Here is a 14,216-nt window from a genome sequence, read left to right on the forward strand (position 1 = left end):
CGAATGAGTTATGAGTATTTTAGTTTTAGGTGGAGCGGGTTATATTGGCTCGCATGCTGTTTATCAGTTAATTGACGCGAACGAGGAGGTTGTGGTTGTTGACAATCTTCAAACAGGTCACAAGGAGGCGGTTCACCCGAAAGCGAAGTTTTATCAAGGTGATATCCGTGATCGAGCGTTTTTACAATCTGTTTTTGAAAAAGAAAATATTAATGCGGTGATCCACTTTGCGGCAAATTCCCTTGTCGGTGAATCAATGGTTGACCCGTTAAAATACTATGACAACAATGTGTTCGGTACACAGATTGTCCTTGAAACAATGAAAAACAATAACGTGAAATACATCGTCTTCTCATCGACAGCAGCAACATATGGAGAGCCAAAGCAGGTGCCAATTACGGAGGACATGCCGACTGTTCCAACGAACACGTATGGCGAAACGAAGCTTGCAATGGAGAAAATGATGAAGTGGTCTGAGATTGCACATGACATTAAATTTGTGTCACTCCGCTATTTTAACGTGGCGGGGGCTCGCGCAACTGGTGAAATTGGGGAGGACCATGACCCAGAAACTCATCTAATCCCTGTTATTTTACAAGCAGCATTAGGAAAAAGAGATGCCATCACGATCTTCGGTGAGGACTACGATACGCCAGACGGCACATGCATCCGTGATTATATCCATGTCGAGGACTTAATTAATGCGCATATTTTAGCGCTAAAATATCTTCAAAACGGTGGCGATAGTAACTATTTTAACCTAGGAAGTAACAGCGGATTCTCTGTAAAAGAAATGGTTGAAGCAGCAAAAGAGGTGACACAGCGTGATATTCCCGTCAATATTGGCGAGCGCCGTGCAGGTGACCCAAGCATTCTGATCGCATCATCAGGAAAAGCGAAGGAAGTGCTCGGCTGGGAGCCAAAGCGTACGTCAATCATTGAAATCATTAAGGATGCGTGGAACTGGCATGTAAACCACCCAAATGGGTATGAAAGCTGAGGGGAGCAACTTGACTATCTACGGAACTGTTCAGCGGTTAACGGAGCAAGCTATAAAGGTCGGGCTTATTGAAAAAGAAGACGAGATTTACGTTCGCAACCAGGTCCTATCATTACTAAATCTGGAGGACTTCGCGCCAACTGAGCAAGTCTCACCGGAAAAAGACATCCCAACTTTGGTTGAGGACCTAGTTGAATACGCATGTGAACAAGGTGTTATCGAGGACTATTTTGATGCAAAAGAAATACTTGCAAGTAAAATCATGAACGTGATGATCCCACTGCCGTCAGCGGTGTCACGTCATTTTTATGAACTTCACCAAAACGACCCGGCGGCAGCAACGTCCTATTTTTATGAGTTAAGTAAAAATAGCAACTACATTCAAATGAAGAGAATCGAAAAAAACATTGAATATAAAGTAGAAACTAAATACGGCGAGCTTGATATCACCATCAACTTGTCAAAACCTGAAAAAGATCCAAAACAAATCGCGCTTGAAAAAGAGACGAAAACAGCTGGTTCAACGTATCCAAAATGTTTACTTTGTGTAGAAAATGAAGGGTATGCGGGCCGCATCGGTCATCCAGCTCGCTCGAATCACCGTATCATTCCAGTGCCACTTGAGGGAGAAAACTGGTATTTGCAGTACTCGCCATATGTGTACTACAACGAGCACAGCATTCTGCTTTGCGAAGAACATCGTGATATGAAAATTAGCAAGGAAACATTTGCGCGATTACTTGGCTTTGTTGAAAAGTTTCCACACTATTTCATTGGTTCAAATGCAGATATCCCAATTGTCGGGGGCTCGATTTTAACCCATGATCACTATCAGGCTGGAAACTATGAATTTGCGATGGCCAAAGCAGAAGACGATATCAAATTTACGTGGGACCGTTATGACAACATCGAATTTTCAACGGTAAACTGGCCGATGTCTGTACTTCGCCTTAAAAGCACCGATAAGGATGCCTTGGTGGAAGCGGGTGACCAGATTTTACAAACATGGCGCAATTACAGCGATCCAGAAGTCGATATCATCGCGTTTTCTGGTGAAACGCCGCATAACACAATTACACCGATTGCTCGGAAACGAGACGGCAAATTCGAGCTGGACCTTGTTCTCCGTAACAACCGTACAAATGACGAGCATCCACTAGGCATTTTCCACCCGCATGCGGATGTGCATCATATTAAAAAGGAAAACATCGGTCTCATCGAGGTGATGGGATTAGCGGTGCTTCCAGCTCGACTTAAAACGGAGCTACAAGAAGTTGAAAATTACCTAATCGGCGAAGCAGACTCAGTCAATTCAATCCACCAAGAATGGGCGGATGAACTGAAAGCTTACAACCCGACGAAAAAAAATGTTCATGAGCTTGTAAAACAGGAAGTCGGCAAAAAGTTCATGCGTGTGCTTGAGGACGCCGGCGTGTACAAGCGTGATGAAGTTGGCCAAAATGCATTTAAGAGATTTATAAACTACTTTACAAAATAGGAGACTAATAATATGGAAGTTACAGCGCGTCCCTACGGAAAGTTCGAAAACAAACAAGTCCAAGCTTATACGTTAATAAATGACCACGGATTAAGCGTTACCTGCATTGACTTTGGCTGCACTATCACGGAAATTCTCACTCCAGACCGAAACGGTGCACAGGAGAATGTCGTGCTTGGATTCGATAACCTTGATGGATATCTTGCAGATCAAACGTATCAAGGGGCGATTGTTGGTCGGATTGCAGGTCGCATTAGAGGTGGGGAATTTGAACTGAACGGCAAAACCTATCATCTTGATAAAAATGAAAACACCAACCACATCCATGGTGGAGTAAAAGGGTTCAGCAAAGTCGTGTGGGATTCTACTATTATAAAGGAAGAAAGTCATGTCGGCGTTGAGTTTAAGTATGTCAGTATGGACGGTGAAGGGGGCTATCCTGGAACGGTTGAAATGACAGTCACTTATTCACTTAATAATGAAAATGAATTTTTGATCTCTGCAGTAGGTGTTCCTGATGCAGACACTCTTTTAAATATCACAAACCATGCTTATTTTAACCTATCAGGCAACATGAAAAGGGACATACTTGATCATGAACTCTCTATTAAAAGCAGTAAGTTTCTCGAGCTAGACCGAGAGTTTCTTCCTACCGGTGAACTTCTTGATGTCACTGGCACTGTTTTTGATTTTCGAAAGGGTCGAAAAATCGCTGACGGACCAAATTCAAAGGATGAGCAGATTGCCCTTGTTGGTCAAGGATACGATCATCCATTTTTGCTCGATGAAAATTTGGTTACGCTGTATGATGAAGCATCTGGCCGTCTATTAAAGGTAGAAACAAACCAACCGGTTGTTGTCGTTTACACGAGCAACACAATGGAAGGTTTTGAGATGCGTGGTGGCAAGGCACGCCCATATTTAGGCGTTTGCCTGGAAACACAAGCACCACCTGATGCAATCCATCACCCGAACTTCCCATCCACGATCGTCAAAAAGGATGAAGAATACCATTGGGAAACGAAGTACACATTTTCGGTGAGATAAGGACCAAGGGGACGGTTCTCCTGGTCCCATATAGTGACCAGGAGGGGAACCAAGAGAACCGTCCCTCTGGTTCCACAGAAAGGAGATGAATCATGGCGACAATTAAAGATATCGCGGAAAAAGCGGGTGTCTCCATTGCAACGGTATCAAGGGTGCTGAACTATGATTCCAGCTTATCGGTCAGTGACGAGACAAAAAAGAGAATTTTTGAGATTGCTGAGGCGCTTTCGTATAAAAAGCGTCCCTCTAAAAAGTCATCTTCTGCTCGGATTGGGATTCTCCTTTGGTATACAGAAAAAGAAGAGCTCAATGATCTTTATTACATGTCGATTCGTCTTGGGATTGAGCAGCGCTGTGAGCAGCATGGCATCCAAGTGGTCAATTTTTACAATAGCATTGAGAGCATGAAGCAAGAGGAGTTTCAGGGAATCATTGCGGTTGGTAAGTTCAGCGCGAATCAAGTTGATGAACTATCCAAAATGGCCGAGCACATCGTGTTTGTTGATTCAAACCCTGATGAGGATGTGTATGATGCGGTTGTTGTTGACTTTGAAAAAGCGACACATACCGTGTTGAAGCATTTTATTGAGAATGGTCATACGAATATTGGTTATCTTGGTGGACGTGAGGAATTCAAGGACCACTCTGCGGAAATTGAAGAAATACGAGAGAAAACGTTCAGAACCTATCTATCGGAAGCAGATCTACTAGATGAGAGCAACCAATATATAGGAAGCTTTACGGTCGAGGATGGGTACAAATTGATGAAACAGGCGATCGTAGAAAAAGAAAACGAACTTCCAACGGCCTTTTTTGCTGCCAATGACCTGATTGCAATCGGTGCATTACGTGCATTAAATGAAGAAAAACTCGCCGTACCTGACCGAGTAAGCCTGATTGGGGTCAATGATATCAGCGTCTCCAAATACGTCTTCCCGCCACTGTCAACGGTCAAAGTCCATACCGAAGTCATGGGTGAAACTGCTGTCGACACCATCCTTGAACGAATCAACGGGAGACAAATTCCGAAAAAAGTATTCATTGCTACTAAATTAGTGATACGAGAAACCTAGTCAACCACCTGACTAGGTTTTTTACAATTCATTTTAATAGGAAAGAAAGATTACAAAATCCCCTGCAACAACCACGAAACTCCCAGAGAATTAAGTCGAATCCTCGTACCTTTTCCTTACCTATTCACCAGCATTTACCACTTCAAACAACCATTCTTCGAAAATAAAATCCTATTTTACAAAAACATTACTTCATTTTAAGGGGAAGATGAATTTATAACTCTACACTAATGAAAGTGTTTACAAGTGTCAAGGGAGTAAAAAAATATTGTCAAGTTACAATTATATTACAAGTATTAATGATAAAAGGACTAATTTCCTACTATTTGTAATAAAGGGAGTCAAGAGGCTTGAAATCAAGATAATATGTCGAGGGATATCAACGTTCTTCCGTTTTATGATTTTCTCAAAAGTACTAGACGGGTAGTACATCTTAGGTAGTAAGTGACTCCGAAAGGAACGACTATTTGTAGAAAAATGTAGAATAAACAGGCCTTTGGTCTCGGTTACTAAGTTGGTCGAATATTCTGGAAAAATTGACCTAATCCAAAATATCGAGTAATTTTTAGTATATATCTGGAAAAAATGTGACCGTACTATGTCAATTTTGCCCCATATAAGGGCATTACACTATATAAAACTTATTTACGATAAGTAGGTGATTTTATGGGAATCAGTGTTTCAGCAGCAATTTCACAGGCAAACCAACTTCGCAATTATGCCACACAGCTTCGCAATCTAAAAAGCTCTTTAAATGGGTTTCAAGGTAATATCAACTCAGCTTGGCAGGCAACCGAGGTTCAATATATCAACCAAGCGATCGCTGAGATTAACCGCGAATTAAATTCAATTGCCTCTAAACTAGACTCTGTAGCGCCAGACATCATATCAGTTGCAAACCAAATTAAGCGAGAAGAAGAGGCAGCTGCTCGTGCAGCAGCGGAAGCGAGAAGAAAGGCTGAAGAAGAAGCACAAAAAAGAGCCGACGCAAGAGCACCTCATCTACGCTAAGACTGCTAGAATGAGATATTTTATTATTTTTTGTTTACAAAAAATAGACAATTGCAATGGTTAATACTGGCGCTAGGAAAAAGATGTGACAGCCTTGCGCTTTTTTTATGAAGGAGAGATTTGCTTTGATATTAACTCTATTTGATCGGGAAAAGGCATTTACATACGTACTGCCAGAGCGCATCACAGGCCGCTATATCTTAACCTCTGAAGATGCTCATGGGGAACCGAAAGATTTAATTGCCATCGAGGCAGAGGATGGCAAATGGTTCTTGAAGTCGAACAAGTCGGCATTCCTGGCAAATGACAAGCAAGAAATACTTGTCAAACAGGAAATAGAGCCGTTTAAAACATACTCGATTTCGCGGAACAATGATGCATCTGCTCTCCTCTATGTGGAGCCACCGACTAACGATCGAAATGAGTTTACAAAGCATGAGGTGACGGGCGGTAGCATTCGGGTTGGTCGAGGCAATGACTGCCACATCCGATTTTCGAATAAGCTTGTCTCTAGCTCCCACTGCGTGATCCAGTATGATGCACAGGGCCATGCGATCATCCGTGACAATAATAGCTCGAATGGTACATATGTCAACGGAGAGCGTGTAACGGAAAAAGTTCTTTCAACCGGTGATGTCATTTACATCATGGGATTAAAAATCATCTACAATGGCAAGTTATTATCCCTGAATAATCCGCATCAATTGGTATTTTTAGACCGCAATGCCTTTCGTCCGTTTGAGGTGCAAAAGCCGATTATAGAGGACGAGGAACCACTTGATGATTTCGATACCGAGGAATTAAATGATGACCTCTTTTATCGTTCACCACGTTTTAAGCGGGATATAAAGAGGACGGAGATCAGAATCGACCCACCGCCTTCAAAACCGAATATCGATGAGACCCCTTTGATGTTCATCCTCGGACCTTCTCTCACAATGGGAATGGCATCCTTGTCCATGGGGATATTTATGCTAAATAACGTATTGGCTCGCGGCGAAAGTCTTACGTACGCGATGCCGACATTGATCATGTCCTTTAGTATGTTGATCGGAACGGTGCTTTGGCCAATTTTAACGAAGAAATATGAGAAGAAGCAGCGGATAAAGCTTGAAGGCAAACGTCAGGAAAAATACTCAAAATATATTGAAGAAATGGCGCAGGAGATAGAAGAAGAATGTCAACGTCAAAGTGAAATTCTTCATGAAAACCATGTCGCCCTCCAAAATTTAATTTCACGAATTACGATGCGAAAAAGAAATCTGTGGGAGCGCGCCATTGGTCAAGACGATTTCCTTAAGGTTCGCCTTGGGATCGGCGATCTTCCATTAAATGCAGAACTGAAATACCCTGAGAAAAAATTCACCTTAGAGGATGATAATCTCCAGGATGATCTTTATAAATTGGTTGAAACACCTCACATTTTAAAACAGGTGCCCGTAACCTTAAGTTTTGTAGAGGAGTTTGTCAGTGGTGTGATTGGACGCCGCAGTCGCGTACAGGATTTTGTAAAGGGACTTATTTTTCAATTAACGGCCCTACATAGTTATGACGAGCTGAAGCTTGTGTTTCTTTACGATAAAAATGAGGAAGAGTATTGGAAGTTTGCGAGATGGCTACCGCATGTGTGGGATGAGGCGATGCAAATTCGCTTTATCGCAACAGATGCGACAGAGGTAAAAGAGCTGTCTTCCTATTTTGAAAAGGAAATTGCCTACCGTGCAAGCCTTGATGAGACAGAGATAAAGGATCTTGACCAGCATTATTTGATTTTCTCAATGAGTAAGTCACTTGCGTCAAGGGCTGAGATGATCAACCTCCTTTTAGAGGAAAATAAGGACATCGGAATTAGCCTCGTCACTTTATACGATGAGCTTAAAAATCTACCGAAGGAATGTACGATGGTTGTCGAGCTTGCGGATGATATGTCTAAGATTTATGACAAGGACGATATTTCCGGCTTGTACACAGCATTCGATGCGGAGTTTTATGAGCGTGAGGATGCTGAAGAGGTTGCGATTCGCCTAGCGAACATCCAGCTTGCATCTTCCGTTGAGGCATACGCGCTACCAGACATGATCACGTTCCTTGAGATGTTTGGAGTAAGTAAAATCGAGCACTTGAACGCATTGACTCGCTGGAAGGAAAACAACCCAGTGCTCTCCATTGAAACACCAATTGGGGTCGACACAATGGGTGAGTCGTTCAAATTAGACCTTCATGAAAAATACCACGGTCCACACGGGCTGATTGCAGGTATGACAGGGTCAGGTAAGTCTGAGTTCATTATGACGTTCATTTTATCGCTTGCTGTGAACTATCACCCGGATGAGGTTGCTTTTATTCTAATAGATTACAAGGGTGGCGGAATGGCGAATGCCTTTTTAAATCTGCCGCATTTGGCTGGTACGATTACAAACCTCGATGGGGCAGCGGTGAAACGCTCGTTGATTTCAATCCAAAGTGAGCTGAAGCGTCGTCAGTCCATTTTCAGTGAGACGAGTCGACGTATGAATACAAGTAATATTGACATTTATAAATACCAAAAGCTGTATCGTGAAGGCTTAGTGAGTGAGCCACTTCAGCATTTGTTCATGATTTCCGATGAGTTCGCCGAGCTGAAAACCCAGCAACCTGAGTTCATGGAACAACTGGTAAGTGCGGCTCGTATTGGACGAAGCTTAGGTGTCCACTTGATTTTAGCCACACAGAAGCCATCTGGTGTTGTGGATGATCAAATTTGGAGTAACTCGAAATTTCGAATCAGTCTGAAGGTACAGGAAAAAGCGGATAGTATGGAGGTCATCAAACGACCAGATGCTGCCGAGCTATCAACAACCGGCCGTTTTTACCTGCAAGTGGGGTATAACGAGTTGTTCGAACTTGGGCAATCGGCATGGGCAGGGGCACCTTATTATCCTTCCGATAAGATTGAAAAACGTGTGGATGAAAGCATTCGCGTGATTGACCACTTAGGTCGCGTCATCAAGAGTGCAAAAATCGACCGCAGAACCATGGTGAAGAATCCACCGAAGCAAATTGATGAAGTCACAAAGTACTTAGAAACTCTTGCAAAACAGGAAAATATCAAAGTCAAGCAGCTATGGCTAGAGCCGATACCTGCAAGGATTTATTTAGATCAGTTAGTTGAAAAATACAGTGAAGAGACAACGAATCGCTTTGATCTGAACCCAGTGATTGGGGAATATGACGACCCGGCAAACCAACGCCAAAATGTTATGAGACTACCAATCACACAGGATGGCAATACTATCATTTATGGAGTTGCCGGTAGCGGAAAGACAACGTTCATTGCATCGTTGATGTACTCGCTAATGGAATCCCATACGCCAGATGAGCTACATGCTTATTTACTAGATTTTAGCTCAGAGACATTAAGTTGGTTCCGTGAAGCGCCACATATCGGGGACGTTCTGTTATCCCATGATAGTGAGAAGATTGATAATCTCTTTAAAATGCTGAACAGCGAGATTGAGAAACGTAAAAAGCAGTTGTCCAATTATGGCGGTGATTTGCAGACTTACAACCGTCTGTCAGAGGATGGCCTGCCATCGATTGTGATTGTGATTCACAACTACGCCGCGTTTTCTGAAATGTACGAGTCACACGAAGAGGCAATTTCTTACCTCACCCGTGAAGGCACGAAATACGGCATTTATTTCATCGTGACAGCGGCACATACCGGTGCGGTTCGCTACCGCTTGATGCAAAACTTCAAGCAGCTATATGTGTTGCAGCTTAATGACACATCTGAATATTCAGCGGTACTGGGTAATGTGGATGGCGTCTTCCCATCCAAGCATAAAGGTCGGGGCATTTTCAAAGCCGACAGTGTGTATGAATTCCAAGTAGCTCTTATTACAGAGGGTGTCGAGGACATGTACCAATACATCACGGACTACTGTCGTCGCCTGCGCGACAATTGGGGCAAGGGTGCTGCGAAACGAATTCCAGTCTTGCCTGAAAAAGTAGATATTGAGTATCTACACGATGAAATTCAGTACAACAAGTCAAGTAAACTACCAGTTGGTGTTGAAAAAGAGTCCCTTGCCATCACGTATTTTGATTTCGGGGATTCGCCTGTAAATCTAGTCCTCGGCAGTAGCAGCGATGCCTGCGCAGGAGTGATGCAGGGAATTTCAGAAATCGTTACTAAGAATGAGAAAAATGAAGTGGTCGTGATTGACCCGAATGGAGAACTCATTGAAGTTGGTGGGAAACATGTTTCAAGTCCAACGGAAATTGAGGAAACCATCGTAGAGTTGTTTAACACATTAGTGTTCCGTAATAACACATCGAAGGATGCGATTGCGGAAGGTGCGACACCACCAGTGTTCGAACCGCTCTACTGCATCGTTCATTCCTTCAACGACATGCTGCTGATGTTATCAGAGGATGGTCAGGATAAGCTGAAGGTATTCCTAGAACGAATCGACGGACTCAATGTCTTTATGATCATCTCAGACCGCGCCGATGCACTGAACTCAGTCGCATTTGAGCCTTGGTTTAAAAAGCAAGTCTCACTAAGCGACGGTATCTGGGTTGGAAACGGCATTACCGATCAATTTTTATTAAAAGTTTCAAAAGTGACAAACAGCATGTACCAAGAGATTCCAGAAGACTTCGGATATGTGCTCACTAAAGGAAAGCCAAAGTTAGTCAAGTTACTGACGGGTTCGGCAGTTCGTGAAGAGGAGGCAGTTTTCAATGGATAAAGTGTTGGTCGAAGTATTCATTCCAGCCGCCGGTGAATCCTACGACGTCTTCATCCCGGCCCAAAGCAAGCTCTATGAAGTAACCTTTTTACTCGCAAACACCATGACTGAGCTATCCAACGGCTACTTCGTCGCAACCGACACCACCGTGGTGTGCGACCGCGAAACCGGCAAGATCTTCGACATTAACCAAACGGTGGAAGAACTAGGATTTATGAATGGGAAGAAATTGATGTTGGTTTAGGGCGGATTTTGGCTTAGGGCGCAATTAGTTGGACTTGGGGCAGAATTCCCAAGGGATAGGGCACAGTTATCGAAAGTTAGGGCACAATCGGAGCCACCGGCCTGGCCGGAAATGACGGCTTTGTCCGATATATTAAAAAGTTTGTCCGATATCTGGCCTAAATGGTCCGATAATCCCGAGCTTGTGTCCGATATATCCAAATCAATGTCCGATAAATTCATAACTATGTCCGATATCTCAAAAAAAAGCTGTCCTGGGCCACTACATAGTGGCAGAGACCAATTATTAAATCAACTAGACCAGCATACTACGAATCAAAGTCATTTTTACGTAAGGAAGGTGCCAAATGAGGTTACAAAAGAGGGTAGTCTTATTCCTTCTTCTATTCATTCTAATAATAGGAGGAACAGGGTGTATGAGTTCGAGCAGTACGAGTACGGAAGATAAAGCCATTCAATATTTAGAAGAGAAGTATGACAAAGAATTTGAGGTCATGTTTGCAAAAGAGGGAAGTAAACTTTTTCAGGATTTATATGGGGGAGATAAAGTGGTTGTTCACCCCAAGGATGATTCTGAGGCAATTTTCCTAGTTGAGGAGGCGAACACCGAAGGCGATTTAATGGATAGTTATATTCCAGCAAAATGGGGGCAAGAATTGCAGAGCAAGCTTGCAGATAGCATTGAAAACGAATTGCCTGAGGATAGTCCATATAAGCTTACATTTCATGTGAATTCAAAAGAATTCGAGCCATCTATGACTAATATGACAGTGGATGAATACTTATCGCAGAATAAAAATGTAAGAGTCGTGTTGACTGCGGGTATAAAATCATCTGGGGAACCTGATGTGAATGCCTATAGTCAAGGTATCTTTAACCTTTACAATCTTCTAAAAGGACTTGGTGTGGAATCCTATATTGTTTCAGTTGGGTTCGTTGATTCATCTGAAGATATCTCAGAGTATATTCGCACAATTAATGTGAATAACATGGGCTGGTCTAATTTAAATGCTAAGGTTTATGGTGAACTTGGTTTGGATGAGAGAAATAATCCTGACAATCCGAGCGAAAGTTTTGACCCTGCTTTAATCCTTAACAGTGAAAATAACGTGGTCGAAAATTACACGCCTTTTGAGGGGTGAGGAAGATGTCGCTATCTAATTTAAGTGAAAAGGAAAAATATCTTTTACTACAGCTTTCGTACTATGACCTAGATTCAAGAACACCAATTAATGAAAAAAAACCTCTAACCATCGAGGATATGATTAAGTCGATCGAATATCAGAATAAACCGGATGCATCGGATACTAATTTTGCTGAAATAAAGAAGTATCTGCACCAAAATAGTGATTCCCCACTCCATGATATTAAGCTGGTAGGCTATCAAAATAATAACCCTACTACAAGTAATAATTCAGGTGGGAATTCCCATACCGGATTTGTAGGCTATGCTTTTACCGATAAGGAAGGGAACGGTACAGCTGTTTATCGAGGCAGTGAAGATTTAACAAATGTGGCTCACATCGCAACAGACTGGGTATCCAATGTTGAGGCTGGTATTGGAGTAACGATCCAGCAGCAAAGGGAAGCAAATGAATTTTATGAACGATACATTAAAGGTCTAGATGGGGAACAGTATGTATTTGGCCACTCGAAAGGTGGAAATTTGGCAGAATATGTACTTGTCAACAATCTAGACGATGAAAAATTGACATCTTATATTGTGAATGGTGCACCTTTATATTATTGGACTCTAACACAGGAACAAAGAGATGCATTAAGTAATCGAAATACATTTATCGTACACGAGGGTGACTTCGTTTCATCCCTAGGATACGCACCTTATGTGGATAAAACAGTTAAATTAAATAGCACTGAAGAAGGTCTTATGTATGCTCATGGACTTGATAGTGTTGATTTTACCCCAGGTGGAGACTTTAATAATGCATCTGATGGTGCTTCACTAGTACGTGATATTGCAAATCCAGTTGCTGGAACTATTTTTCTAGCAGTTTCACTTCATCCAAAAGTGTTGGCATATCGAGCAGCAGCAGCGATTCGCGATGCCACTTTATACATCCTAGAAGCTGCACAAAGAGGACTTGAAAAAGCAGTTAACTCGGTGAAAGAACAAGCAACAAAATTCATTGCAAAAGTAAAAGAACTAACACAACAGGTGAAAGATGAAATTAACCAATTCATCACGAATGTGGCAACGAAGGCGGCAATACTTTTTGTAAAAGTAGCCGCAAAGATTGGGGGCTACTTCCCGGTAGAACCATACCTGAAAGTCAACGTCGCAAGGCTCTACTACTATGCACAACGACTTGAAAGTATCAAACGCCGAGTGAATGCACTTAATAATCAGATTGACTCTTTATACTGGGAGGTTGACCTTTTAGATATCCGTCATGTGTTGAGCGCCGATATTTTAACGTCTTTCTCTTACAGGCTCAATCAAAACATCAACTACCTAAATACGGCTGCCCGATTGCTAGATGCGAACGAAACGAAGTTAGTTGGGAAGGCAAGGATTATTCAATAAGTTGACAATGAAAAGGAGGTAACCCATGAAACCTCATGTTCGACGAAAGATTAATAGCATTATTTATGAGATCAATGCCATCTCAAGGGAACTCGATGAAATCTCAAATGGTCTCAACCGCGAATTCAAAGGGATTGGCTCTACCAAAAGTGCATCAAGCTTGCAAAGTGCAGCGGACAAATACCGTAGAGTCGGCAATGACCTAAGAAGGATTTGAGTTAGATAGAATTCTAGATTACTAGACCACTACTCAATACAATCCAAAGTTCTCTCGGCCCCAAAACCGAGTTAACTCATACATATTCCCTTTAAAGGAGGTGAAAAAACAATGGCACGTTCAATTACTGTTGATCCAGCGAAATTAGACACTGCGGCTACTAAAATTGACCAACAATCTGCTGACTATGAGAGACTTTACAAAGCTCTTTACACAGAGGTTGAAGGCATGGGTGCTGCGTGGCAAGGTACTGATAACCAAGCATATGTTTCTCAAATCAAGGGCTTCATGGATGACTTCCAAAAAATGACGAACTTGATGAGACAATACTCTGAGTTCTTAAAGCTTAGCGCAAAAACATACCGTGAAACACAAAGCGAGGTAGTGAACCAAGCTCGTCGCTTAACTAACTAATCTCAGGTACCTATAAAACTACTAAAAAAGGAGGTGGCACGATGTCAGTTGATGGAATCAAGATTTCCCTTGGCGAGGTTAGTAAAACCGCTGGGCAAATCCGTAACCTAAACCAACAGCTTGCAACTGCACTAGAAGACATTAAGAAGGAAATGAATGGCTTATCTGCTACATGGAACTCTGATGCTTCTAATACAATTCGCGGAAACTTCAATGCGTTGGCTCCACGTTTTGAGGAGTATCGCCAAGTTATTGATAGCTATGCGAAATTCCTAGATAACACAGTTACAAACTACAACGCTGCAGAAACTGCAATCAACAATAACGCTAGCGCATTTAAATAATCCATGAGGAGGGCAATTGGCCTCGCCGGTTGTCCTCACCAACTTTATTCAGTAATGGCGCAAAAAAATCTGAAGTACGCATTTGATA

Annotated in this window: 12 protein-coding genes; all 12 read left to right on the forward strand. The window is 42.3% G+C overall.

Annotated features, from left to right (window positions below; genetic code table 11):
- Nucleotides 1–10 precede the first annotated feature (10 nt).
- The 12 genes from galE to CKK03_RS04025 all read left to right on the forward strand — a co-directional run bounded on the left by galE (nt 11) and on the right by CKK03_RS04025 (nt 14,128).
- Entirely contained in the window at nt 11–1,000 is a 990-nt protein-coding gene (galE, locus tag CKK03_RS03970) for a UDP-glucose 4-epimerase GalE (RefSeq protein WP_099361330.1), read from the forward strand.
- 10 nt (nt 1,001–1,010) lie between these two features.
- Entirely contained in the window at nt 1,011–2,498 is a 1,488-nt protein-coding gene (galT, locus tag CKK03_RS03975; RefSeq protein ID WP_180271142.1) for a UDP-glucose--hexose-1-phosphate uridylyltransferase, read from the forward strand.
- 12 nt (nt 2,499–2,510) lie between these two features.
- A complete protein-coding gene (locus tag CKK03_RS03980) occupies nt 2,511–3,545 on the forward strand; it encodes an aldose epimerase family protein (protein WP_099361332.1) in 1,035 nt (344 codons plus the stop codon).
- A 92-nt stretch (nt 3,546–3,637) separates the two neighbouring features.
- The gene (locus CKK03_RS03985; protein ID WP_099361333.1) at nt 3,638–4,618 is read left to right on the forward strand and encodes a LacI family DNA-binding transcriptional regulator; all 981 of its coding nucleotides are present in this window, start codon (nt 3,638–3,640) and stop codon (nt 4,616–4,618) included.
- Between the two features lie 666 nt (nt 4,619–5,284).
- Entirely contained in the window at nt 5,285–5,629 is a 345-nt protein-coding gene (locus CKK03_RS03990) for a kinetochore Spc7 family protein (protein ID WP_099361334.1), read from the forward strand.
- Between the two features lie 125 nt (nt 5,630–5,754).
- Nucleotides 5,755–10,365, forward strand: coding sequence for a type VII secretion protein EssC (essC, locus tag CKK03_RS03995; RefSeq protein ID WP_099361335.1), 4,611 nt, complete (start codon nt 5,755–5,757; stop codon nt 10,363–10,365).
- Nucleotides 10,358–10,609, forward strand: a complete 252-nt coding sequence (locus CKK03_RS04000) for a methyltransferase (RefSeq protein WP_099354906.1) — start codon at nt 10,358–10,360, stop codon at nt 10,607–10,609. Before essC ends, CKK03_RS04000 begins: the two co-directional genes overlap by 8 nt.
- Before the next feature lie 415 nt (nt 10,610–11,024).
- Nucleotides 11,025–11,750: a hypothetical protein gene (locus CKK03_RS04005; RefSeq protein ID WP_099361336.1), complete on the forward strand. Its 726-nt coding sequence runs from the start codon at nt 11,025–11,027 to the stop codon at nt 11,748–11,750.
- Nucleotides 11,751–11,755: 5 nt separating this feature from the next.
- Complete coding sequence (locus CKK03_RS04010; protein WP_099361337.1) at nt 11,756–13,153, forward strand: Mbeg1-like protein; 1,398 nt, start codon at nt 11,756–11,758, stop codon at nt 13,151–13,153.
- A 25-nt stretch (nt 13,154–13,178) separates the two neighbouring features.
- Nucleotides 13,179–13,370, forward strand: a complete 192-nt coding sequence (locus tag CKK03_RS04015; RefSeq protein ID WP_099361338.1) for a hypothetical protein — start codon at nt 13,179–13,181, stop codon at nt 13,368–13,370.
- Nucleotides 13,371–13,481: 111 nt separating this feature from the next.
- Nucleotides 13,482–13,784, forward strand: coding sequence for a WXG100 family type VII secretion target (locus tag CKK03_RS04020; protein WP_099354911.1), 303 nt, complete (start codon nt 13,482–13,484; stop codon nt 13,782–13,784).
- Nucleotides 13,785–13,825: 41 nt separating this feature from the next.
- Nucleotides 13,826–14,128, forward strand: coding sequence for a pore-forming ESAT-6 family protein (locus CKK03_RS04025; RefSeq protein WP_099354912.1), 303 nt, complete (start codon nt 13,826–13,828; stop codon nt 14,126–14,128).
- Nucleotides 14,129–14,216: the final 88 nt, after the last annotated feature.

Source organism: Fredinandcohnia onubensis (genome assembly GCF_002734215.1).
Taxonomy (GTDB): domain Bacteria; phylum Bacillota; class Bacilli; order Bacillales; family Bacillaceae_L; genus Ferdinandcohnia; species Ferdinandcohnia onubensis.

What these genes read in the sequence shown, in the direction of transcription:
- galE (WP_099361330.1), top strand. Translation starts at nt 11, where the DNA reads ATGAGTATTTTAGTTTTAGGTGGAGCGGGTTATATTGGCTCGCATGCT.
- CKK03_RS03980 (WP_099361332.1), top strand. Translation starts at nt 2,511, where the DNA reads ATGGAAGTTACAGCGCGTCCCTACGGAAAGTTCGAAAACAAACAAGTC.
- CKK03_RS03985 (WP_099361333.1), top strand. Translation starts at nt 3,638, where the DNA reads ATGGCGACAATTAAAGATATCGCGGAAAAAGCGGGTGTCTCCATTGCA.
- CKK03_RS03990 (WP_099361334.1), top strand. Translation starts at nt 5,285, where the DNA reads ATGGGAATCAGTGTTTCAGCAGCAATTTCACAGGCAAACCAACTTCGC.
- CKK03_RS04000 (WP_099354906.1), top strand. Translation starts at nt 10,358, where the DNA reads ATGGATAAAGTGTTGGTCGAAGTATTCATTCCAGCCGCCGGTGAATCC.
- CKK03_RS04005 (WP_099361336.1), top strand. Translation starts at nt 11,025, where the DNA reads ATGAGTTCGAGCAGTACGAGTACGGAAGATAAAGCCATTCAATATTTA.
- CKK03_RS04010 (WP_099361337.1), top strand. Translation starts at nt 11,756, where the DNA reads ATGTCGCTATCTAATTTAAGTGAAAAGGAAAAATATCTTTTACTACAG.
- CKK03_RS04015 (WP_099361338.1), top strand. Translation starts at nt 13,179, where the DNA reads ATGAAACCTCATGTTCGACGAAAGATTAATAGCATTATTTATGAGATC.
- CKK03_RS04020 (WP_099354911.1), top strand. Translation starts at nt 13,482, where the DNA reads ATGGCACGTTCAATTACTGTTGATCCAGCGAAATTAGACACTGCGGCT.
- CKK03_RS04025 (WP_099354912.1), top strand. Translation starts at nt 13,826, where the DNA reads ATGTCAGTTGATGGAATCAAGATTTCCCTTGGCGAGGTTAGTAAAACC.